The organism is Micromonospora antibiotica (genome assembly GCF_017599305.1).
GTDB lineage: Bacteria > Actinomycetota > Actinomycetes > Mycobacteriales > Micromonosporaceae > Micromonospora > Micromonospora antibiotica.
The window spans coordinates 58,134-80,443 of the sequence record NZ_JAGFWR010000025.1 but is presented as its reverse complement, the minus strand read 5'-3'; the positions used below and the strand labels follow the sequence as shown (position 1 = coordinate 80,443).

Sequence of the window (22,310 nt, the reverse complement as noted above, 5' to 3'; positions counted from 1 at the left end):
CGGTCCGGGTGCGGCCCCGTCGCCTGACGGGGCCGCACCCGGTTTCGTGCTCAGCCCGCGACGCCCAGCAGACGCTGCACCGTCGGCAGGTCCCCGCGCAGTTCGCCGGTGGGGCACCGGTGTGCGATGCGCCCCCGGACCAGCACCGCCGCCTCCTGGGTCACCCCGAGGGCCAGGTGCAGGTCGTGTTCCACCAGCAGCAGCGTCAGCCCCTCCCGGACCACCACCCGCAGCGCCTCGGCCACCTGGTCGACGACGATGGGCGCCAGCCCCTCGGACGGCTCGTCCATGAGGACCAGCCGCGGGTCGGTGGCCAGGGCCCGGCCGATGACGAGCATCTGCTGTTCGCCGCCGGACAACTGCCCGGCGAGGTGCCGCCGCCGCTGCGCCAGCCGGGGGAACAACTCGTACACCCGCTCGGTCGGCCAGGTCCGGCCGCCGTGCCGGGTGGCCAGGGCGAGGTGCTCGTGCACCGTCAGCGTCGGCCACACCCGCCGCCCCTGCGGCACCAGCGCCACCCCGGCGCGGGCGAGCCGGTCGGCCCGCCAGCCGGTGACGTCCCGACCGTCCAGCAGCACCTGCCCGCCGGTGGGCCGCAGCAGCCCCGCGAGGGTGGAGACGAAAGTGGACTTGCCGACCCCGTTGCGGCCGAGCAGGGCCAGTGCCTGCCCCGCCGGCAGGTCGAGGTCCAGCCCGTGCAGCACCTGCCCCTGGCCGTAGCCGGCGGTCAGCTCACGCACCTCCAGGAACACCGTGCACCTCCTCCATCCGGCCGCCGAGGTACGCCTGCTGCACCTCGGGGCTGCGTCGTACCTGCTCGGGGGTGCCGCTGTGCAGCACGGTGCCGAGGTGCAGGACGCTGACCCTGGTCGCGACGTCGAAGACGACGTCCAGGTCGTGCTCGACGAACACGATCGTCACGGTGGGCGGTACGCCGCGCAGCAGCTCCACCAGCCCACTCCGTTCCTCCCCGGACATGCCGGCCGCCGGCTCGTCCAGGAGCAGCAGCTGCGGTTTCGCGGCGAGCGCCACCGCGATCTCCAGGCGTCGGCACTGGCTGTAGGACAGCGCCGTCACCGGCCGGTCCGCCAGGTCGCCCAGGTCCACCGAGGCGAGCGCGGCGTCGACCTCGGCGCGGCGCTGCCGGTCGGTGTGCCGGGCCAGCAGCCGACCACCGGTCAGCGCCAGGGCCACGTTCTGTGCGGCGGTGAGCGAACCCAGCAGGGTCGAGTGCTGGAAGCTGCGGCCGATGCCGGCGCGGGCCCGTCGGTGGACCGGCTCGCGGGTGACGTCCCGGCCCCGGTAGTGGAGGGTCCCGGCGGACGGGCGTTCCTGCCCGGCGATCAGCTTGAGCAGGGTGCTCTTGCCGGCGCCGTTGGGTCCGATGAGTGCGTGCCGCTCCCCGGCGGCCACCGTCAGCCGTACGCCACGCAGGACGCTCAGCGCGCCGTAGCGGTGGTGCACGTCCTGGCAGCGGAGCAGATCGATCATGACGTGGCCCTCCTCAGCCGGATGTGGGCGATCCCCCGGGGCAGCAGGTAGACGACGAGGACGAACAGCAGCCCCAGGGCGAGCGGGCCGTGCCCGTCGAGGGTCGCGCCCAGCGAGTCCCGTACGACGATGACCAGGGCCGCGCCGAGGCAGGGCCCCCACCAGGAACCGGTGCCGCCGATCACCACGGCGAGCAGGGCGAGCGCGGAGGTCTCGAAGCCGGCGTCGGCCGGGGTCACCAGTCGCTGCTGGGCGGCGAGCAACCCGCCGGCCAGTCCGGCGACCGCACCGGCGAAGACCAGCGCGCCGAGCTTGATCGCGGTGGTCCGGTAGCCCAACGCGCGCATCCGGTCCTCGCTGTCGCGGATGCCCCGCAGCACCACACCGGGGGTCGACGTGGACACCAGGCGCAGGGCGAGCATGCCCACCACGAAGAAGCCCAGCACGTACCAGTAGGTCGTGGCGGGTTGGTCGAGGACCGTGCCGAACATCGACGGTGCCGGCACCCCGTACAAGCCGTTGGAGCCGCCGGTCACCGCCTCCCAGCTGTCGGCGGCCTGCTGGGTCAGCTCCCCGATCGCCAGGGTCAGCATGAGGAAGAACACCCCGTGGGTGCGGACGGCGACCGCCCCGGCGACCAGCGCGACCAGGGCCGCGACGACCACCCCGACCAGGAGCGTCCCCGCACCGGTCGTCTGGTGGGTGGCGGTCCAGGCGGCGGCGTACGCGCCGACGCCGAAGAACGCGGCGTGTCCCAGCGACGGCAGTCCGACGACGCCCACCAGCAGGTTGAGGCTCGCGGCGAGCAGTCCGAAGACGAGGATGCGGGTCAGCGTCGTCGTCGCGTAGGGAGCGAGGTAGAGCGGGGCGGCGGCCAGCACCAGGGTGCCGGCGGTGGTCGCGGCCACCGTGCGGAACCCGGTGCCCAGCCGGGGGCGGGCGGGGGCCCGGGTCTGGACCAGGGATGTCATCGTCGTCCTCCGGGGGCGAGGGTGAACAGGCCGCGCGGGCGGACGACCAGCACCGCCGCGAGCGTGCCGAAGAGCAGGAAGGAGGCCAGGCCGGGCAGCACCGCCCGGCCGACGGACTCGACCTGGCCGAACAGCAGGGCGGCGATGAGCGGCCCGCGGATCGAGCCGAGCCCACCGACCACCACGACGACCAGGGCGAGCACCAGGATCGTGGTGTCCAGTCCGGGGCGGGCGTGGTAGATGGGTGCGCCGAGCAGCCCGGCGAGGGTGGCCAGCACCGAGCCCAGGACGAACACGCCGCCACGGACCAGGCGCGGGTCCACCCCGACGGTGGCGACCATGTCCCGGTCGCTGACCGTCGCGCGGAACAGCGCACCCAGCGAGGTCCGTTCGACGGTCCAGTACACGGCGGCGGCGAGCAGGGCGGCTACCCCGACGAGGGCGAGCCGGTAGCTCGGGTAGCTCCAGCCGGCGATGGTCACGGTGCCGTCCAGGCCGGCGGGTGGCTCGGTGGCCCGGACGTCGTCGCCGAACAGCGCGGACAGGACGTCGGCGGCGACCAGGGCGATGCCGAGGGTGAGTAACGCCTGTTCCAGGTGGGAACGCCGCGACAGCGGCGCGGTCAGCAGTGACAGCAGGCCACCGGCGGCGGCACCGAGCACGACGACGGCGACGACCGCCCGGGCGAGCGACGGCCAGGTCTGCTGCTCACCGCCGATCCACCAGGCGAGGTACGCCCCGGTGAGGAACAGTGCGCCGTGGGCGAGGTTCAGCACGTCCATCATGCCGAATATCAGGGACAGGCCGGCGGCGGTGATGAACAGCAGCAGCCCGATGGCCAGGCCGTTCACCATCGCCGTCACGGCGATCTGCGTGGTGGGCATCGCGGAGGCTCCGTCCGGTGGTACGGCTACGACTGGGGGTCGAGCGGGCCGAGGTCCGCGACGACGCTGTTGACGGGTGCGCCGGCCCGGGTCTGCACCCGGCGCAGGTAGAAGTTCTGTCGGGGCGACTGCTGCGTGAAGGACCATGGGCCACGGGGGCTGTCGGTGATGACGCCGATCGAGTCGAGGGCCCCGGCGAGGCTGTCCCCGTCGACGGCGTCGGCCTGCGCGATGGCGCGGGAGAGCACCTCGGCGGCGTCCCACGCCTGCACGGCGTAGGCGGTGGGGGCGGCGTCGTAGGCGGCGCGGTACGCCTGGCCGAACGCGACGTTGGCGGGGTTGTCCAGTTCGGAGGTGTAGTGCAGGGTCGACAGCACCCCGTCGGCCGCCTGCCCCTGTGCGCCGAGCACGCCGCCCTCGACGAGGAAGCCCGACGCGTACAGCGGGATGGTGCGGGACAGGCCGAACTGGGCGTACTGCTTGACGAAGGCCACCGACTCGGCGCCGCCGAAGAAGCAGAAGGTGCCCTGCGCGCCGGAGGACTGGATGCGGCTGAGGAAGGGCTGGTAGTCCTGGGTCTTGCCGAACGGCGGCTGGCTCTGGCCGACGATGGTGCCCCCACCGGCCCGGTAGGCGTTGCTGAACCCCTTGATCGCCTCGGTGCCGGCGACGTAGTCGGGGGCGATGGCGTAGATCCGGCGGACGCCGCTGGTGGCCAGGTGACGTCCCATCGCGGCGGCGACCTGGGCGTTGGTGAACGAGGTACGCCAGATGTAGGGGCTGCGGTTGGTGCTGGTGATGGCACCGGCGCCCGCGTTGGCGATCACGAGCAGCCGGCGGGCGCTGGTGACCAGGTCCCGTACGCCGAGGGCGGTGGCGGAGCTGACGACGCCGACCAGCACGTCGACCCGGTCGTTCTGGAGCAGCTTCTGTACGGCCGGCACCCCGGTCTGCGGTCCCTCGCCCTCGTCGGCGACGACGGTGGTGACCCGGCGACCGCCCAGCCGCCCGTCGTGCTGGCGCAGCCAGAGGTCCCAGCCGCGCTGGATGTCGACGCCCAGCGGGGTGTAGACCCCGGCCTGGGGGATGACGAGGCCCACCTTGACGGTGTCGGTGCCGCTGCTGACCGCGGTGGCGCCGAGGCTGCTGCCGCAGCCGGTGAGGCCGGCGACGCCGAGGCCGGCGGTGAGGCCGAGGAATGTCCTGCGGTTGATTCCGGTCATGACCCAACTCCCGAACGTATCGAGCAGGATTAGTGGCCTGAAGGTATGGCCGGCTGTCGGGGGCGGCCAGTGCCACATCGTCGAGCGGTCCGGGTCCACTCCGGTGGCGGGCGGTGCCGGTGTCGTCGAGGAGTGGACGGGGTGCGCCATCCGGTCCCGGGCGGCGGTGATTGGCCCCGTCGACCGGCGGCAAGTGGCCGTTTCCCGCCCCGGCGACCCGTGGCACGCTGCTGGTCGCCGTCCGGTCCGACCAGGTGAGGAGTTCCCGTGCGCGCGTACGGCCGGCGGGACGGTTCCGCCGACGGTCCACGCCCCCGGGGCACGCGTACCCCTGGGGTGGTCGCACCTGACACCGCGGGCGTCGCGCCTGCGGTGTCGTGCTGTCCGTTCCCGGGTGGGGTCGGCGCGTCCGCTCGGACGGCAACCGGCGTCGACCGTCTAATGGGCGGTGCGCCCCGCCGCGGGCGTGACCGCCCGCCGACCGGAGGGAACCGACAATGCTGACACCCGACCAGGTAAGGGACTTCGCCCTCGCGATGCCGGAGGCGGTCGAGCAGGAGACGTGGGGGCATCCCACGTTCCGGGTGCGCGAACGCATCTTCGCCAGCACCTCCGCCGACGGGGTGGTGGCGATCGTCCGGGCGTCGAAGGAGGACCAGGCCGAGCTGATGGCGGCGGACCCGGAAACCTACGACCCGGCGGACTACTTCGGCCGGTACGGCTGGGTCCGGGCGCAGCTCGCCACGGCGGACCCGGACGAGCTCCGGGAGCTGGTGGTGGAGGGGTGGCGGCGGGCGGCACCGAAACGGCTGGTGGCGCAGTACGACGGCACGTCCGCCCGGACTTCGGGGCGGTGACGGCGGTGGCCGCGATCATCCTGGGTTGGAATCCCCAGCGGTGGAACGGGTGGACGCCGAGCTATGAGGAGCTGTCGCCGACGGTCTCCCCGCAGCGCACGTTGGCCGGTTCGTGGACGGTGGGACGGCGGGTGAACATCCCGGTGGGGGCGGACGCCTGGCTGTTGATGCAGGGTCGCCACCGGGGTCTGGTCGGGCACGCCGTGGTGACCCGCGCCCCCTATCCCGGCCCGCACGACCGGGACCCGACGGTGACGACGAACTACGTGGACGTCGCGTGGGACGGGCTGCTGCCGGTGGCGCGGCGGATCGTTCCGGAGGTGCTGACGACGGAGGCGTCCGGGGTCGCCTGGGGATACGTGTTCAGCTCGGGCACCGGTGTGCCCGCCGCCGCCGAGGAGCAGGTCCACCAGATCTGGCAGCGCTACGCGCTGGACTGAGCCGCGCCGGACTGAGCCGCAGGGCCGGTCCGGGTGGGTGTGACCCGTCGCACCCACCCGGACCGGCCCTGCGGCCGAGGGTCAGCGGATCGCCGGTACGGGTTCGGCGGCCATCGCGGGTACCTCGTCGGGCGCCGGTGCGCGGGTCGCCAGCAGCGGGCCGGCCATCGCGGTGGTCACCAGTGCCATGACGACCATCATGGTGAACAGTTGTCCGTCGAGGACGCCGAGGGAGACGCCGATGTTGAGCACGATCAGTTCGGTCAGCCCCCGGGTGTTCATCAGGACGCCCAGTCGTCGTGCCTGCGGCCAGGGCAGGCCGAAGGCCCGCGCGGGGAGGGCGGCGCCGGCCATCTTGCCGACGCAGGCGACCAGGATGATCGCGGCGAGTTCGAGCAGGTTGGTCAGGGTCAGCGCGGCGATGTCGACGCTCAGCCCGGTGACGATGAAGAAGACCGGCAGCAGCACCAGGCCGATGTTCTCGAACGGCACCCGGATGTGTCTGGTCAGCGGCTCCGCGGGGTGCCGGGGCATGACGAATCCGAATGCGAAGGCCCCGAAGATGGCGTGGATGCCGATCCAGGTGGTGGCGTAGGAGGACAGGAAGACCCCGGCGGCGGTGATGGCCGCGAGTTGGTAGGTGTTCGGTCCGATGCGGCGGATCAGGGCGGCCAGGCCGGGGCGGACCGCGAGGGCCATGACCGCGACGTAGCCGGCGGACATGATGACCACCTGGACGAGGTCGGTGGCGTCGCGGGCGGTGGCGACTGCGGCGACCACGGCGAGGATGCACCAGGCCAGCACGTCGTCGATGGCGGCGCTGGCCAGTGCCAGCACGCCGACCTGGGTGCGGGACAGGCCGCGGTCGCGCAGGATGCGGGCCAGGACGGGGAACGCGGTGATGGCCATGGCGGCGCCGAGGAAGAGGGCGAACGCGAGGAACGGCACGTGCTTGCCGGCGATCGTCGCGTGCCGGGGATAGATGAGGTTGGCCAGGCCGACGCCGAGGGTGAAGGCCAGGGCGATGGAGCACACCGACACCGACACGGTGAGGCTCTTGCGTCGGGAGACGATGCGCCGGTCGAACTCCCACCCGATGAGGAACATGAACAGCAGGAGGCCGACCTGCGAGATGGCCGACAGGTAGGGCCGGGCGGCGGCGGGGAAGAGCAGGGTGGTCAGGTCGCCGGGGAGCAGACCGAGCAGGCTGGGGCCCAGCGCGATGCCGGCGACGATCTCGCCGATCACCACGGGCTGCCGCAGCCGGCGGGCGATCCCGCCGAACAGGTGGGCTACCAGGAGGACGAGGGCGATGTCGGCCATCACGATTGCAGCGGTGAGTTCGGCCGGCGTGGCTACGGACTTCATGAGATCTCCGGATCTGGGCGGGAGAAGGCTGGTCCGGGGTCGGCGCCGGTGTGTTCACGGCGGCGCGGATCACCGACCGTAGCAGCGGATTTCCCGGCCGGACACGGCCATGTCCGGCGGGTTGGGGGTGCCATTTGCCGATTGATCGTGGTGGGGGTAGCGGCTGGTGGGAAACGCGATCGCCCCCCAGGTGTGTGCCGGTTAGTCGCCGCCGGGCGTCCCGTCGCCGGAAGAATGCGGCGAGTCGACCGGGTAACTGGCAGGTCGGCTTACCGACACCGCTTCGTTAACCTGAAATCGTGCATTCCAGAAGAGCTGTTCGGTGATTGTCGTCTATGGCCCGATTTTCGGGGCCAATGCTCGCTACCCTGCGTCACCTTAACGTCACGCGCCGAAATGAGTGCTGGGCAGGGGGTCGTCCAGTGGCACCCTCTCGGATCAAAGAATGGCTCTGGCTGCCCTGCTAACGCTGGGTTAGCCTTCCTGACGTTCTGTTCTTCCCTCGACACAGAGAGTGGAGTCATGGCGCGTTTGTCAGCCCTCGGCAGTCATTGCGACCGACCCGGGGCGGCGCTGTCCGGTGCCGAGCCGCGGAGGTCGGGGCGGTGACCAGACTTCTGCATGTCAGCGCCTCACCGACCGGCCCGGCCAGCCGTTCGACGGCCGTCGCCCAGGCGTTTGTCGACGCATTCCGCGAGCGTTACCCCCGGGCGGAGCTCGACGTGCTCGACCTTTCCTCGATCACGTTGCCCCCGGTGGGTGCCGTCGCGGTGGCCGCGAAGAAGAACGCCATCTCCGGTGCCGCCGGATCCGGCGACGAGGCGGCGTTGTGGCAACAGACCCGCGACCTCGTACGACGCTTTACCGACGCTGACCACTATCTGTTTTCCGTGCCGATGTGGAACTTCGGAATCCCGTACCTGCTCAAGCACTTCATTGATGTCGTCACCCAGCCGGGACTGACGTTCCGCCTCGACCCGCGCCACGGCTACCAGGGTCTGCTCACCGGCCGTCGGGCGTGTGTCGTCTACACCAGTGGCGTCTACACCCCCGGGTGTCCACCGGAGTTCGGCGTCGACTTCCAGTCCTCGTACCTCAACTACTGGCTCCAGGTCATCGGCGTCGACCCCGTGACCGAGATCGCGCTGCGCCCGACCGACTTCAGCCGGTCCCTGGCCGCCGATCTCGAACAGGCCCGGGACGACGCGCGCAAGGCCGCCCACACCATCTGACCGCACCCCGGCCGACGACGTGTCGGCCCGTACCACAGGAGGGAAGCAGCATGTCCGTCTGGTTCGTCACCGGCGCCTCCCGGGGCTTCGGCCTGGAGATCGTCCGCCAGCTGCTGGAGCAGGGCGAGCAGGTCGTCGCCACGGCCCGCAACACCAGCAGCCTGGCCGACCTGCCCTACCCCGACCGGCTGCTCGTGGTCCCGCTCGACGTCACCGACCAGTCCCAGGCCGACCGGGCCGTGCTCGCCGCGGTGGAGAGTTTCGGCGGCATCGACGTGCTGGTCAACAATGCCGGCCGGGGCCTGCTCGGGGCCGTGGAGGAAGCCACCGACGCCGAGGTCCGGGCGGTGTTCGACGCCAACGTCTTCGGCCTGCTCAATGTCACCCGCAGCGTGCTGCCCGTGCTGCGCCGTCAGCGCCGGGGCCGGATCGTCAACATCAGCTCGGTCCTCGGCTTCAGCGCGAAGATGGGCTGGGGCGTCTACGCCGCGACGAAGTTCGCGGTGGAGGGGCTCAGCGAGGCGCTGCGGGTGGAGCTGGAACCGGTCGGGGTCCAGGTGTGCCTGGTCGAGCCCGGCCTGTTCCGCACCGACTTCCTCGACCCCTCGTCGCTGCGCTTCGCCGGCCGGGAGTTCCCGGAGTACGCCGAGACCGCCGGGCGGATCCGCAGCTGGTCGGTCGGGCACAACCACGCGCAGGCCGGGGACCCGCAGCGGGCGGCGGCGGCCATCATCGACCTCGGCCGCAACCCGCACCCGCCGTTCCGGCTCCCGCTGGGCGTGGACTCCGTGCAGCGGATCGGCGAGAAGCTGGCCGAGGTGACGCAGGAACTGGAGGCCACCCGCGAGATCGGGCTGTCGATGTCCTACCCGGAGCCGGCCGCCGCCGCGCGCTGAGGCGGTGCCGGGCGATTCCCCAGACGATCGGCGAGGAGCGAAGATGGACACGATGACCACGGCGCTGGCGCAGGACCGCGCCGAGACCTTCGACGAACGGGTCCGACGGCTGCTGCACTGGCACTTCGACCCGCAGACCGGGTCGGCGTTCTGGCTGCGTCAACGCGGACTGCTCGACTTCGATCCGCTGCGCGACATCGACGGCGCGGCCGACCTGGTGCGGTTTCCGGACCTCACCGAACAGTTGCGGCACGTGCCGGTCGGTGATCTGATCCCCCGCGGCCTGACCGGCACCGGCTTCCGGGTGTACGAGTCGGGCGGCACCAGCGGGGCGCCCAAGCGCATCGTCGACCGGGACTACCGGCGTCGGCTGCTGTCCTGGGCGATGCAACGGCTGCGGGCGCACCACATCGCCGATCCGGCGCACTGGCTGCACCTGGGCCCGAGCGGGCCGCACGTCTTCGCCTACGACTGCGCCCGCTACGCCGCCCTCGGCAACGGCATGTTCCACACCGTCGACTTCGACCCGCGCTGGGTCAAGAAGCTGGTGGCTGCGGGCGAGACCGACATGGTCAAGCGGTACGTGCGGCACCTGCTGGACCAGGCCGCCGAGGTGCTGCGGTCGCAACCGGTCAAGGTGCTCAGCACCACGCCCCCGCTGATCGAGGCGATCTGCGCGGACCCGGAGCTGCACGCCGCCGTCGAGCGGAGTGTCGAGACGATCATCTGGGCCGGCACCTCGTTCAGCCCGGAGAGCCTGCGCCAGGTCGAGGAGGTCTTCTTCCCCGACACCACGATCGTGGGGATCTACGGCAACACCCTGATGGGGGTGGCGCCGCAACGGCCCCGGCGTCCCGACGACCGGCACCTGTGCGTGTTCGAGCCGTACGCCGAGGCGGTGTGGATCGACGTGGTCGACGAGCACGGCGCGGTGGTGGACTACGGTCAGCGGGGCCGGGTCCGGCTGAGTCTGGTCAGCGAGGAGATGTTCCTGCCCAACGTCATCGAGCGGGACACCGCCGTGCGGGTGGAGCCGGCCGGTGACGCCACGGTCGACGGCCTGGCCGAGGTCGGCACCGTGGCCGAGGTCGGCGACGTCCGGGTCATCGAGGGGGTGTACTGAGTGGCCGGCATCGTGGTGGAGCCGATCGTCTGCGGTCGGCCGGTGCGCAGCCTCGACCGGGCCCCGCTCGCCGACGTCCGGGGCGACCTGCTGGGCGAGGTGGGCATGGTGCCGAGGCTGATGGCCGTCGGGGCGGTGACCCGGGCCCGGCGGACGGCCGACGGCACCCCGGTCGGGCACGACCTGCTGCTGCGGGCCGCCGAGCTGTTCGCCACGGCCGACCTCGACGGGGAGACCCCAGAGGAGTACGAGCGGCGGGTCGCGCTCGCCGCCGGCCTGCCCCGGGTCACCGTCCGGCACGCCGTGGCCGACATCGTGCGCAGCCTCACCCACCTGCCCGCCACGACCCGGGCGGAGCTGCCGGCGTCCCGGTTGGGCGACGGTTACGAGACGGCCTGGGTGCCCGCCGGGCGGCTCTTCGCGGCCGTGATGGCCAGCAACCACCCGGCGCCCAACGACTCGTGGCTGCACGCGCTGGCGCTGGGCTACAGCGTGCTGGTGCGCCCCGGCACCCGGGAACCCTTCACCGCCCGGCGGTTGACCCTGGCCCTGCTCGCCGCCGGCCTGGCGGAACACCGGATCTCCTTCCTGCCGGGCGAGCGGGCGGTGGGGGAGTACCTCCTCGAAGCCGCCGACCGGGGCATCGTCTACGGCGGCGGCGACGCCGTCCGGCGGTGGGCCGACAGCGCGACGGTCACCACCCGGGGGCCCGGCCGCAGCCGGGTGCTGCTGGACCGGCCGGTGACCGCCGAGGTGCTCGACCATCTCACCGTCAGCGCGGCCTACGACGGGGGGACCCGGTGCAACAACATCTCCCTGGTGTTGACCACCGGTGATCCCCGGCAGGTCGCCGATGCCCTCGCCGCCCGTTTCGACGCGCTGGCCAGCCCGGAGGTGACGGCGTCCGACGCCACCCTGCCCGTGGTCGACGCCACCCGCGCCGAGGGCCTGCGCCGGCAGCTCGCCGGGCTCACGACCGGGGCGACCGTGCACACGGCGGCGGGCGCGGACCCGCTGGTGCGACTGCCGGACGGGTCGCACCGGCCGCTGCCCACCGTGCTGTCCACGGACGACCCGCGGCATCCGGCGGTGGGTGTCGAGCTGCCGTTCCCGTTCGTCGTGGTGGCCCCGTGGCGGCGCGCGGACGGCGTCGCCGCCCTGGGTGACGCTCTGGTGCTCAACCTGGTGACCGACGACGTCGACCTGCGGGCCGCGGCGGTGGCCGACCCGAGTGTCCGCAAGGTGACGTGCGGGCTGACCCTGCCCTGGGACAGCACGCCCGGCATCCCGCACGAGGGCAACCTGTCGCTGTTCCTGTTGCAGTCCAAGGGCGTCGTGTCGACCGGAACGAGGGATCATGCGCTGGCTTGAGGAACTGCTCTCCGACGGGTGGTGGGCGACCGGTCAGGCGGTACGGTTCCAGCTGCCCAACCAGACCGAGTCGTCGCTCACCTACGGTGACCTGCTGCGCCAGTCGGCGACGCTGGCCGGGCGGATCGGTGAGTCCGGCGACGGCACGCAGACCCGGCTGGCCATCCTGACGATGGGCAGCGCGGAGGGACTCGTCGCCCTGATCGCCGGGCTGATCGTCGGCGCGGTGGTCATCTCCACCCCGATCCAGACGACGACCCCGTGGTCGGCGGACCTGTTGGGTGATCCGGACGTGGTGCTGACCGACGCGACGGGTGCGGCGGTGTTGCAGTGCCACGAACGGTTGACCGGCGCCCGGCCACGCTACCGGGTGCTCACCGTCGACCTGACCGAGCCGGCCAAGGCCAGTGTCCGGCCGGACATCTGCACCGACCAGGACGACGTCTGCAAGATCGCCTACCTGGATCCGGAGCGGTCCACCCTGGTGGTGGCGCTGACCGGGTTCGCCCTGGACTCCGCCGTCCGGCAGCCGGACCGTCGGCCGTCGACCGGGGCGGGTGGGCTCGGCAGTCTCACCGGTCAACTCGCCAGCTACCGCCGGCTGGCGGCGGGGGGCGTCGTCGATCTCACCACCCCCCGTCCGGCCGGGCGGTCCCTCCTGGACGTGGCGATGCCGGTGACCCTGCCCACCCGCACGGAGGGCCGACTCGCCGACACGAGCACCGTCTTTCCGTACATCGTGGACAGCGCGGCCCATTTGGACAGACTGGTGTCAGGAATCGTCCTGCCGGCGGGGTCCGCCGCGCTCTCGCCAGTAGCTAAGTTGTAGGTATGGTAATTTCCGTTTCTTGAGCCGGTCCGGTCGGGAGATGGATCGTCAGCGCGGGCCGGAACGTGCCATGCCGCCCCGCCCGATCGGGCAAGGGACAAATGCATGCCACGTGAGTCGCCCGCGCTGCCGGGAAGCGGTTTCCTCATCGACCGTCATTCATCGGCACCGCTTTACCAACAGTTGTACGAACAGTTGCGGTGGAGCATCGAGGCGGGACAACTCACCCCGGGCACCCGGCTGCCGGCCACCCGTACCCTGGCCAAGGAGTTGGGCGTCTCGCGCAACACCGTGCTCGTGGCGTACGACCGGCTGCTCGCCGAGGGCTACCTCGACGGCCGGGTGGGCTCCGGCACCCGGGTGGCCACCCGGCAGAGCGTCCGGGAGATGGAGGCCAAGCTCCCCCGGCCGACCACCCGGACGCCACTGCGCATCACCCGGGCCGCCCGCCGGATGGCCGAGGCATCGGCCTACTTCACCCCGGCGCACGACCAGCTGCGCTACCCGGACCGGCCGTTCACCCTCGGCATGCCCGCCCTGGACCTCTTCCCGTCGAAGGTCTGGGGCCAGATCATGTTCAGCAAGTCGCATCAGCTGACCAGTGCCCTCTACACCCACCGCGACCCGGCCGGCTACTGGCCGCTGCGCAAGGGCATCGCGGCCATGCTCGGGCTCATGCGCGGCGTCCGGTGCACCCCGGAACAGGTGATCATCCAGCCGAGCGCCCAGATCGCCGTGCACGTCATGGCCGTGACCCTGCTCGAACCGGGGGAGAAGGCCCTGGTCGAGGACCCGGGCCTGCAGGCCATCCGGGGTGCCCTGCACTCCGCCGGCGTCGAGACCTGCCCGGTGCCGGTCGACGCCGAGGGCATGTGCATCGGGGTGGGCCAGGCCCGCCACCCGGACGCCCGGATGGCGGTGGTGACCCCCAACAACCAGTTCCCCCTGTCGGTCCGGATGTCCGCGGCCCGCCGGGCCGAGGTGTTGGCGTGGGCCAGTGACAACGACGGCTGGATCATCGAGGACGACTACGACGGTGAGTTCTGGGCGGAGAATCCCGGTCCACCGCTGCACCAGGCCGACGAGCGTGGACGGGTCATCTACGTCGGGACCTTCAGCAAGGTTCTGTTTCCCGGCCTGTGCCTGGCCTATCTGGTGGTGCCACCGGATCTCGTCGACATCGTCACCGAGGTGCAACGGGCGACCGTCAACTCGCTCAACATCCTCACCCAGTCCGCGCTCGCCGAGTTCATCGAGGCGAATCATCTCGCCCGGCACGTCAGGCGGATGCGTGACGTCTATCGGGAACGCGGCGACATCCTCGTCGGCGCGCTGCGCGGCAGGCTCGGCGGGTTCGTCACGATCGACAACCCGCCGCGGGGCACCCACCTGGTCGCCAGCCTGCCGGAGACCGCCGACGAGCAACGCCTGGCCCGGCTCGGCCGGGAGGCACGCCTGCGGGTCTATCCGCTGTCGTCGTTCGGCGACGAGCTGGAAGGGATCGGCCGGGGGCTGGTCCTCGGTTACGCGGCCACGCCACCCGAGAAGATCCTGGCCGGCGTCAACCGCCTGACGACAGTTGTCGAGCAATTCACCGGCCGTGCCCATCCGGGTAGTCGTACCGCATTGAGGAAGAGCGTATAAGTCGTTTCGTCGGTGCCAAAGGGCCATGTAGCCAAATAGTCAGGTGCCAATCCCAGTGGTACTAGCGAGATGGCAAACATGGCCCTGTGCCAATCGTCTTCCCCGCCGATACGGTCCGTACCGGATCGCGGCACCCTCTTCGGTGACCGGGCCGCCCCGAAGAATACAGGGGGAGACTTCCATGGCATCACCACAGCTTCTCGTACGGCGCCCCGAGGCGCCCACCACCGACAGTTGGAGCCCCGCCGGCTGGCGCACGCTGCCCATCACGCAGCAGCCGACCTGGCCGGACCGGGACGAACTCGACGCTGTCGCCGACTACCTGTCCGGCCTGCCCGCGCTGACCGGCGTCGAGGAGATCAGGCGGCTGCGCGAGGAACTGGCCCTCGCCAGCGCCGGGAAGGCGTTCGTGCTCCAGGCCGGCGACTGTGCCGAGCCACTCGGCATGGCCGCCACCGCCTCGGCACGGGCCAAACACCGGGCCATCACGTCGCTCGGCGAGCGCCTGACCCGTGAGCTGCACCGCCCGACCATCGGTCTGGGACGGCTCGGCGGCCAGTTCGCCAAGCCCCGCTCCGAGCCGTTCGAAGCGGTCGACGGGCAGCTGCTGCCCGTGTTCCGCGGGCTGATGGTCAACGAACCGGAGGGCACTGCGCTGGCCCGCCAGCCCGACCCGTACCGGCTGCTGTCCTGCTACTACACCGCCCGGCAGGTGGTGGCGGAGCTGGCGCAGGCCGGCGGCGGCGTATGGACCAGCCACGAGGTGCTCATCCTCGAGTACGAGCAGGCGCTGACCCGCCTCGACGAGGTCACCGGCGAGTGGTTCCTGCGCTCGACGCACCTGCCCTGGGTGGGTGACCGCACCCGTGGGGTGGACGATGCGCACCTGAACTTCCTGGCCGGGTTGGGCAACCCGGTCGCGGTCAAGGTCGGCCCCAGCGCCACCGTCGACGACGTGCTGCGGATCTGCGCGTTGCTCGACCCGCACCGCCGGCCCGGCCGGCTCACCCTGATCAGCCGGATGGGTCAGCAGCGGATCGCCGATCACCTGCCGCCCCTGGTGCGGGCGGTGGTCGACGCCGGCCACCCGGTCGCCTGGATGAGCGACGCCATGCACGGCAACACCGTCCGCGGCGCCGGTGGGGTGAAGACCCGCCACCTGGACGCCATCGTGGGCGAGCTGACCACCTTCGTCGAGGTGCTGCGCGGTCACGGCCTGGAGCCGGCGGGCCTGCACCTGGAGATCGCCGCGGACGACGTCACCGAGTGCGTGGGCGCGAGCGTGACCGACGAGAGCCAGCTCGGCCGCAACTACCGGTCGCTGTGCGACCCGCGGCTCAACAACGAGCAGGCCGACGCGGTCGTCGACGCGCTCGTCGCCGCGATGCACCGCTGAACACCCGTCCCCGACAACTTCGTGACCCGAGCGGAGGAGGCATCAGTGCGCACCCTGCTGGTCGACAACTACGACTCCTACACCTACAACCTGTTCCAGCTCATCGCCGTCGTCAACGGCGTCGAGCCCACCGTGATCCGCCACGACGATCCGGCCGTGGCCACCCTGGACCTGCGTCGTTTCGACAACGTGGTGATCTCGCCCGGCCCCGGTCGACCCGACCGGGAGAAGGACTTCGGCTTCTCCGCCCAGGTCATCGCGGACTCCCCGGTGCCGGTGCTCGGGGTCTGCCTCGGCCACCAGGGCATCGCCTCCGGCCACGGCGCGGCCGTCCACTCCGCGCCCGTGCCGCGGCACGGCCACCTGGCGTCGATCACCCACGACGGGGACGGCCTGTTCGCCGGCATCCCGCAGCAGTTCACCGCCGTGCGGTACCACTCGCTGTGCGTGTCGGACCTGCCCCCGGAGCTGGTGGCGACCGCCTGGGCCGAGGACGGCGTGATCATGGGCCTGCGGCACGTCAGCCGGCCCATGTGGGGGCTCCAGTTCCACCCCGAGTCGATCTGCACCGAGTACGGGCAGACCCTGCTCGGCAACTTCCGTGACCTGACCCGGGCCCACCAGGCCCGGGAGAGCATCCAGGTGGCCGCCCCGCCGCCCATCGCCGCGCCGACGCACCGGCTGCACGTGCGTACCCTCGGCTGGGAGACCGACGCCGAGCAGGCGTTCACCCGGCTGTTCCGGGACGCCACCCACGCCTTCTGGCTGGACAGCGCCCGGGTCGAGGAGGGGCTGTCCCGCTTCTCCTACCTCGGTGACGCCTCCGGGCCGCTGTCCGAGGTGGTCCGCTACTACGTCGGCACCGACGCGGTCGAGGTCACCACGGCGGCCGGCGCCCCGACCCGGGTGCCCGGCACCATCCTGTCCTACCTCCAGCAGCGGCTGGCCGGCATCCACCTCGACTCGTCGGCCCTGCCCACCGACCTGACCTGCGGCTACGTCGGCTACTTCGGTTACGAGCTGAAGGGTGACCTCGGCGCTGCCGGGCCGCACCGCGCCGACACCCCGGACGCGTACTGGATCTTCGCCGACCGGTTCGTCGCGGTCGACCACCGGGACCGGCAGACCTACCTGGTGGCCCTCTCCGACGGCAGCGAGGGCAGCGACGACGCGGCGCAGGACTGGGTCGAGACCGTCGCCGAGCAGCTCACCGCGATCCCCGAGGCGGGACCGGTCACCCCGCTCACCCCGCCGCCGGTCGACACCACCTCGCTGGTCGCGTCGCTGGAGCGGGACCGGGAGCAGTACCTGGCCGACATCGCCGCCTGCAAGCGGGAACTGGTCGCCGGGGAGAGCTACGAGATCTGCCTGACCAACGGGCTGCGCCTGCCGCGTCCCCGCGACGGGTTCGCCTTCTACCGGGCCATGCGCCGCTACAACCCCGCGCCCTACTCGGCCTACCTGCGGCTGGGCGACATCGAGGTGGCCTGCTCCTCCCCGGAACGTTTCCTGCGGCTGACCGCCGACCGGGTGGTCGAGACCAAGCCGATCAAGGGGACCGCGCCCCGGGACCCGGACCCGACGGTCGACGCGGCGCTGCGCGACGAGCTGACCACCAGCGACAAGACCCGCGCCGAGAACCTGATGATCGTCGACCTGCTCCGCAACGACCTCGGCCGGGTGTGCGAGGTCGGCAGCGTCACCGTCCCCAAGCTGATGCAGACCGAGTCGTACGCGAGCGTGCACCAGCTGGTCTCGACCATCCGGGGCCGACTGCGGGCCGAAGCCACCGCCGTCGACTGCGTCGAGGCGTGCTTCCCCGGCGGCTCGATGACCGGGGCGCCCAAGCTGCGGACGCTGGAGATCATCGACGGGCTGGAGACCACCGCCCGGGGCATCTACTCCGGCTCGCTGGGCTTCCTCAGCTGCAACGGCACGGCTGACCTCAACATCGTGATCCGCACCGCGGTGCTGTCCGGCGACGGGATGCGGGTCGGTGCGGGCGGGGCCATCATCCTCGACTCCGATCCGGAGGGGGAGTTCGACGAGATGCTGCTGAAGGCCGCCGCCCCGTTGCGCGCGCTGCTCAGCGGCGGCTACCAGGAGGACGTCGATGTCTACCAGTGATCCGCTGTCGGTGTGCGTCGTCGGCATGGGGCCGCGTGGCCTGTGCGTGCTGGAGCGCCTGGTCACCAACGCCGCGGCCGACCCCGACCGCCCGGTACGCATCGACGTCGTCGACCCGTACCCGCCGGGGGCGGGCCGGGTGTGGCGGGCCGACCAGTCCGACCGGCTGCTGATGAACACCGTGGCCTCCCAGGTGACCGTCTTCACCGACCCGACCGTGGAGCTGGCCGGCCAGCTGCGGGAGGGCCCCAGCCTCTACGAGTGGGCCCGCTTCCAGGTGCTGATGGGTGACCTCGCCCAGTTCCCGTCCGACGTCGCCGAGGAGCTGCGCGGGGTGGGACCCGACACCTACTCCACCCGCCGGTTGTTCGGCCACTACCTCAGCTGGGTCTACCACCGGGTGGTCGCCACGGCACCGGCGAACGTCAGCGTCCACGCCCACGCCACGGTCGCCGTCGCGGTGTGGGACGAGTCCGACGGCCGGCAGTGCGTGCAGTTGCAGACCGGCGACCGGCTCCCCGGCTTGGACGCGGTGGTGCTGGCGCAGGGCCACTTCCCGGTCACCCCGACGGTGCAGGAGCAGAAGCTGGCCGAGTTCGCCGTCGAGCGGGGACTCACCTACATCCTGCCGGCCAACCCGGCCGACGTGGACCTGTCGATGGTGCGGCCCGGCGAACCCACCCTCCTGCGTGGGCTGGGACTCTGCTTCTTCGACTACCTGGCCCTGCTCACCGAGGGCCGCGCCGGCCGCTACGTCCGGGGCGACGACGGCCAGTTGACCTACCTGCCGTCCGGGTTGGAACCGCAGTTGCTGGCCGGGTCCCGGCGGGGCATCCCGTACCGGGCGCGGGGGCGCAACGAGAAGGGCGCGCACGGGCGGCACGAACCGCGGGTGCTCACCGTGGAGCTGGTGGAGCGGCTGCGTACCGCCCCGGACGCGACGCCGTTGGACTTCATGACCGACCTGTGGCCGCTGATCGCCAAGGAGGTGGAGACGGTCTTCTACGTGGCCGTGCTGCGCCGCCGCGGCTGCCGGGGCAAGGCCCGGCGGTTCGAGGCCGAATACCTCGCCGTGCCCCGGGGCGACGGGCAGGAGGAGCAGATCCGCGAGCGTTACGGGATCACCGAACGGTGGGACTGGGACGCGGTGCTGGACCCGGCCCGCGACGAGACCTTCGCCGACCCGGCGGCGTTGCAGGAATGGATGCTGCGTTACCTGCAGGAGGACGCCGACACGGCACAGGAGGGCAACGTCAGCGGCCCGCTGAAGGCCGCCATGGACGTCCTGCGCGACCTGCGTAACGAGGTACGCCTCGCCGTCGACCACGGTGGCCTGCGGGGCAGCTCGCACCGCCACCACCTGGACGACTGGTACACCCCGATGAACGCCTTCCTCAGCATCGGACCGCCGGCCCACCGGGTCGAGCAGTTGGCCGCGCTCATCCGCGCCGGGGTGTTGCGGGTCGTCGGGGCCGGGATGCGGGTGTCACCCTGCCCCGAGCAGGGCGGGTTCCTCGTCGAGTCCCCCCGCACGCCGGGGGCCCGGGACGTGGTGACCGCGATGATCGAGGCGCGGCTGCCGGAGGTCGACCTGCGTCGTACCGCCGATCCGTTGCTGGGGTGGATGCTCGCGCACCGCTCCTGCACCCCGCACGTGGTGTCCGACCAGGAGGCGCAGCCGCACGTCACCGGTGGGCTGGCCGTCACCGGCCGGCCGTTCCACCCGGTGACGGCGGCCGGCGAACGACACGCCCGCCGGTTCGTCTTCGGGGTGCCCACCGAGGGCGCACACTGGGCGACCGCGGCGGGGGCACGGCCGGGCGTCAACTCGGTGATGCTCGGCGACGCGGACGCGATCAGCCTGTCGGTGCTCGCCCTCACCGTGCGGGCGACCACCACGACGGGAGCGGTGACGACATGACCGAAGGCTTCGACCACGGGTTGCTCAGTCCCAGCAGCGCCGACCGGGCCATCGAGCACGCCGTGCGGGACCGGGCGGTGCTCCAGGCGATGCTCGACGCCGAGGCCGCGTTGGTGCGGGCCCAGGCCCGGCTGGGGGTGGTGCCGACGGAACACGCGGACACCATCACCGCCGTCGCCGACGCGCGGCGGATCGACCTGGACACCGTCGCCCGTCGGGCGACCGAGACGGCGAACCCGGTGGTCGCGGTGGTCGCCGCGCTCACCGACCTGGTCACTGCGCTGGACCCGGCCGCCGCGGAGTACGTGCACCGCGGCTCCACCAGCCAGGACATCCTGGACACCGCCCTGATCCTGGTGGCGGAACGGGCGCTGCGGGTCGTCGACGCGGACCTGGCGGCCACCGCCGATGCCCTGGCCGGCCTCGCGGACCGGCACCGGGGCACCGCGATGGCGGGCCGGACCCTGACCCAGCACGCCGTGCCGACCACGTTCGGCCTGAAGGCGGCGACCTGGCTCTCCGGTGTCCTCGACGCCCGGCAGGCGATCCACGCCCTGCTGGCCGAGGGGTTGCCGGTGCAGCTCGGCGGGGCCGCCGGCACCCTCGGCGGTTACCTGGAGTTCGCCCGACTGGCCGGGGACACCGACGACGCCTACGCCGAGAAACTGATCCACGCCTTCGCCGCGGAACTGTCCCTGGCCGAGCCGCACACACCCTGGCACACCGTGCGGACGCCCCTGCACGCCGTCGTGGGCGCGTTGGGTCTCACCACCGGCGTGCTCGGTGCGATGGCGGCGGACGTGCAGGTCATGACGCGTACCGAGATCGGGGAGGTGGCGGAGCCGACCCGCCCGGGGCGCGGGGTGTCCTCCGCGATGCCGCACAAGCGCAACCCGGTGCTGGCGACCCGGATCCGGGCGGCGGCGGCACAGTTGCCGCAGCTCGCCGCGACCGTCGCGCACTGCCTCGTCGCCGAGGACGAACGCCCCGGTGGCGCCTGGCACGCGGAGTGGCAACCGTTGCGGGAGGCGTTGCGGCTGACCGGGGGTGCCGCCGACGCGGCGGCCGAACTGGCCGCCGGGCTGACGGTGTTCCCCGACCGGATGCGCGCCAACCTCGACCTCGCCGGGGAGTTCATGGCCTCGGAACGGTTGGCCGTCCGGCTGGCCCCGCTGCTGGGCCGGGTCGAGGCGAAGGAGCTGCTGACCGCGCTGACCGGCCGGGCCATCGAGACCGGGCAGCCGTTGCGTGACCTGGTCACGGCCGATCCCCGGGTCACCGCCGTCCTGGATCCGGGTGAGGTCGCCACCCTGCTCGACCCGGCCCGCTACGTCGGCGCCGCCGACCTGCTGGTGGACCGGGCCCTGCACCGGCACCGCACGTTCGGGATGCGGGCGGCGGCACCGGCCGAGGGTCGGCGGCCGTGAGCCGGCCGGGTCCGCTGGCGCGTCCGGTGGTCGGTGCGCCGATGGCGGGAGGCGTCAGCACGCCCGCCCTCGTCGCGGCGGTCAGTGACGCCGGGGGCCTCGGTTTCCTGGCTGCCGGCTACCAGCGCCCGGCGGACCTGGCCGCCGACATCGACCGGGTCCGTCGGGCCACCGCCGGCCCGTTCGGCGTCAACGTGTTCGTGCCGGAGTCCCGGCCGGTGGACCGGGCCGCCGTCGCCCGCTACCGGCAGGCGCTGCTGCCGCTGGCCGCCCGCCGGGGGGTGGCCCTGCCCAACCCGCCCGAGCGGGACACCGACCACTTCGCGGAGAAGATCGAGGTGCTGCTCGCCGCGCGGGCACCAGTGGTCAGCTTCACCTTCGGCTGCCCGCCCCGGGCGGTCGTGGACCGGCTGCACGCCACCGGGTCGCAGGTGGTGGTCACCGTCACCGACGTGGCGGAGGCGCAGTCGGCCGTCGCGGTGGGCGCCGACGCCCTCTGCGTGCAGGGCGCCGGGGCCGGCGGTCACCGGGCGAGCTTCACCCCCGACGTCCGCACCGACCCGCAGCCGGGCACGGCCGAGCTGGTCAGGGCGGTACGACGGGTCGTCGCGGTGCCGCTGATCGCCGCCGGCGGCATCACCGGACCGGCGGAGGTCGACGCGGTGGTCGCGGCCGGCGCGTCGGCGGTGCAGGTCGGCACCGCGCTGCTGCTGACCCCGCAGGCCGGCACCCACCCGGTGCACCGGGCCGCGCTCACCGATCCCGGGCGACCCGGCACGGTCGTCACCCGGGCGTTCTCCGGCCGCCCGGCCCGGGGCCTGCGCAACCGGTTCGTCGACGCCTTCGACGCGTCGGCACCGGCCGGGTACCCGCAGGTGCACCACCTGACCAGGCCGCTGCGGGCAGCGGCGGCGGCACGCGGTGACGTCGAGGAGATGGCGCTCTGGGCCGGGGTGGGTTACCGCCTGGCCCGGCCGGAACCCGCCGGCCAGGTCGTCACCCGCCTCGCCACCGCGGTGGCCGCCGCAACCCCGCTGCGCCCCGCATCCCACTGACAACTGCATCCCACTGACATCCGCAAACCCCACTGACATCCGCACCCACCGACGT

Annotated in this window: 19 protein-coding genes; 13 read left to right on the top strand and 6 right to left on the bottom strand. The window is 72.4% G+C overall.

Annotated elements, in window-relative coordinates; genetic code table 11:
• Window positions 1-50 precede the first annotated feature (50 nt).
• From JQN83_RS27500 to JQN83_RS27480, 5 genes are read right to left on the bottom strand one after another with little or no spacing between them, the layout of a single operon-like run.
• A complete protein-coding gene (locus tag JQN83_RS27500) occupies window positions 51-752 on the bottom strand; it encodes an ABC transporter ATP-binding protein (protein ID WP_208570060.1) in 702 nt (233 codons plus the stop codon).
• Complete coding sequence (locus JQN83_RS27495) at window positions 733-1,491, bottom strand: ABC transporter ATP-binding protein (RefSeq protein ID WP_208570059.1); 759 nt, start codon at window positions 1,489-1,491, stop codon at window positions 733-735. Before JQN83_RS27495 ends, JQN83_RS27500 begins: the two co-directional genes overlap by 20 nt.
• Window positions 1,488-2,462, bottom strand: a complete 975-nt coding sequence (locus JQN83_RS27490) for a branched-chain amino acid ABC transporter permease (protein WP_208570058.1) — start codon at window positions 2,460-2,462, stop codon at window positions 1,488-1,490. Before JQN83_RS27490 ends, JQN83_RS27495 begins: the two co-directional genes overlap by 4 nt.
• Window positions 2,459-3,346 (bottom strand): branched-chain amino acid ABC transporter permease, encoded by an 888-nt coding sequence (locus JQN83_RS27485; protein WP_208570057.1) that lies wholly within the window; start codon window positions 3,344-3,346, stop codon window positions 2,459-2,461. Before JQN83_RS27485 ends, JQN83_RS27490 begins: the two co-directional genes overlap by 4 nt.
• A 26-nt stretch (window positions 3,347-3,372) precedes the next feature.
• On the bottom strand, window positions 3,373-4,569 hold the full coding sequence (locus JQN83_RS27480) for an ABC transporter substrate-binding protein (protein ID WP_208570056.1): 1,197 nt from the start codon (window positions 4,567-4,569) through the stop codon (window positions 3,373-3,375).
• Between the two features lie 497 nt (window positions 4,570-5,066).
• On the opposite strand from JQN83_RS27480, the gene JQN83_RS27475 reads away from it, so the two are divergent.
• Window positions 5,067-5,426, top strand: coding sequence for an MmcQ/YjbR family DNA-binding protein (locus JQN83_RS27475; protein WP_208570055.1), 360 nt, complete (start codon window positions 5,067-5,069; stop codon window positions 5,424-5,426).
• Between the two features lie 5 nt (window positions 5,427-5,431).
• Window positions 5,432-5,866: a hypothetical protein gene (locus tag JQN83_RS27470; RefSeq protein ID WP_208570054.1), complete on the top strand. Its 435-nt coding sequence runs from the start codon at window positions 5,432-5,434 to the stop codon at window positions 5,864-5,866.
• 81 nt (window positions 5,867-5,947) lie between these two features.
• Here the strand turns inward: JQN83_RS27470 and JQN83_RS27465 are convergent, their stop codons facing one another.
• Window positions 5,948-7,234, bottom strand: coding sequence for a cation:proton antiporter domain-containing protein (locus JQN83_RS27465; protein WP_208570053.1), 1,287 nt, complete (start codon window positions 7,232-7,234; stop codon window positions 5,948-5,950).
• Window positions 7,235-7,839: 605 nt separating this feature from the next.
• On the opposite strand from JQN83_RS27465, the gene JQN83_RS27460 reads away from it, so the two are divergent.
• The 11 genes from JQN83_RS27460 to JQN83_RS27410 all read left to right on the top strand — a co-directional run bounded on the left by JQN83_RS27460 (window position 7,840) and on the right by JQN83_RS27410 (window position 22,255).
• Entirely contained in the window at window positions 7,840-8,466 is a 627-nt protein-coding gene (locus tag JQN83_RS27460; protein ID WP_208570052.1) for an FMN-dependent NADH-azoreductase, read from the top strand.
• Window positions 8,467-8,516: 50 nt separating this feature from the next.
• Complete coding sequence (locus JQN83_RS27455; protein ID WP_208570051.1) at window positions 8,517-9,362, top strand: SDR family NAD(P)-dependent oxidoreductase; 846 nt, start codon at window positions 8,517-8,519, stop codon at window positions 9,360-9,362.
• A gap of 43 nt (window positions 9,363-9,405) precedes the next feature.
• A complete protein-coding gene (locus tag JQN83_RS27450) occupies window positions 9,406-10,485 on the top strand; it encodes a class I adenylate-forming enzyme family protein (RefSeq protein WP_208570050.1) in 1,080 nt (359 codons plus the stop codon).
• Complete coding sequence (locus JQN83_RS27445) at window positions 10,486-11,856, top strand: aldehyde dehydrogenase family protein (protein ID WP_208570049.1); 1,371 nt, start codon at window positions 10,486-10,488, stop codon at window positions 11,854-11,856.
• Entirely contained in the window at window positions 11,843-12,685 is an 843-nt protein-coding gene (locus JQN83_RS27440; RefSeq protein ID WP_208570048.1) for a hypothetical protein, read from the top strand. The genes JQN83_RS27445 and JQN83_RS27440 overlap by 14 nt, the downstream gene beginning before the upstream one ends.
• Window positions 12,686-12,790: 105 nt before the next feature.
• Entirely contained in the window at window positions 12,791-14,329 is a 1,539-nt protein-coding gene (gene pdxR, locus JQN83_RS27435) for a MocR-like pyridoxine biosynthesis transcription factor PdxR (protein ID WP_208570047.1), read from the top strand.
• Window positions 14,330-14,510: 181 nt separating this feature from the next.
• The gene (locus JQN83_RS27430) at window positions 14,511-15,725 is read left to right on the top strand and encodes a 3-deoxy-7-phosphoheptulonate synthase (RefSeq protein WP_208570046.1); all 1,215 of its coding nucleotides are present in this window, start codon (window positions 14,511-14,513) and stop codon (window positions 15,723-15,725) included.
• 45 nt (window positions 15,726-15,770) lie between these two features.
• Entirely contained in the window at window positions 15,771-17,852 is a 2,082-nt protein-coding gene (pabB, locus tag JQN83_RS27425; RefSeq protein WP_208570045.1) for an aminodeoxychorismate synthase component I, read from the top strand.
• Window positions 17,839-19,773, top strand: coding sequence for an FAD/NAD(P)-binding protein (locus JQN83_RS27420; RefSeq protein WP_208570044.1), 1,935 nt, complete (start codon window positions 17,839-17,841; stop codon window positions 19,771-19,773). The genes pabB and JQN83_RS27420 overlap by 14 nt, the downstream gene beginning before the upstream one ends.
• The gene (locus tag JQN83_RS27415; protein ID WP_208570043.1) at window positions 19,770-21,200 is read left to right on the top strand and encodes a lyase family protein; all 1,431 of its coding nucleotides are present in this window, start codon (window positions 19,770-19,772) and stop codon (window positions 21,198-21,200) included. The genes JQN83_RS27420 and JQN83_RS27415 overlap by 4 nt, the downstream gene beginning before the upstream one ends.
• Window positions 21,197-22,255: a nitronate monooxygenase gene (locus JQN83_RS27410; RefSeq protein ID WP_307799778.1), complete on the top strand. Its 1,059-nt coding sequence runs from the start codon at window positions 21,197-21,199 to the stop codon at window positions 22,253-22,255. Before JQN83_RS27415 ends, JQN83_RS27410 begins: the two co-directional genes overlap by 4 nt.
• Window positions 22,256-22,310 lie beyond the last annotated feature (55 nt).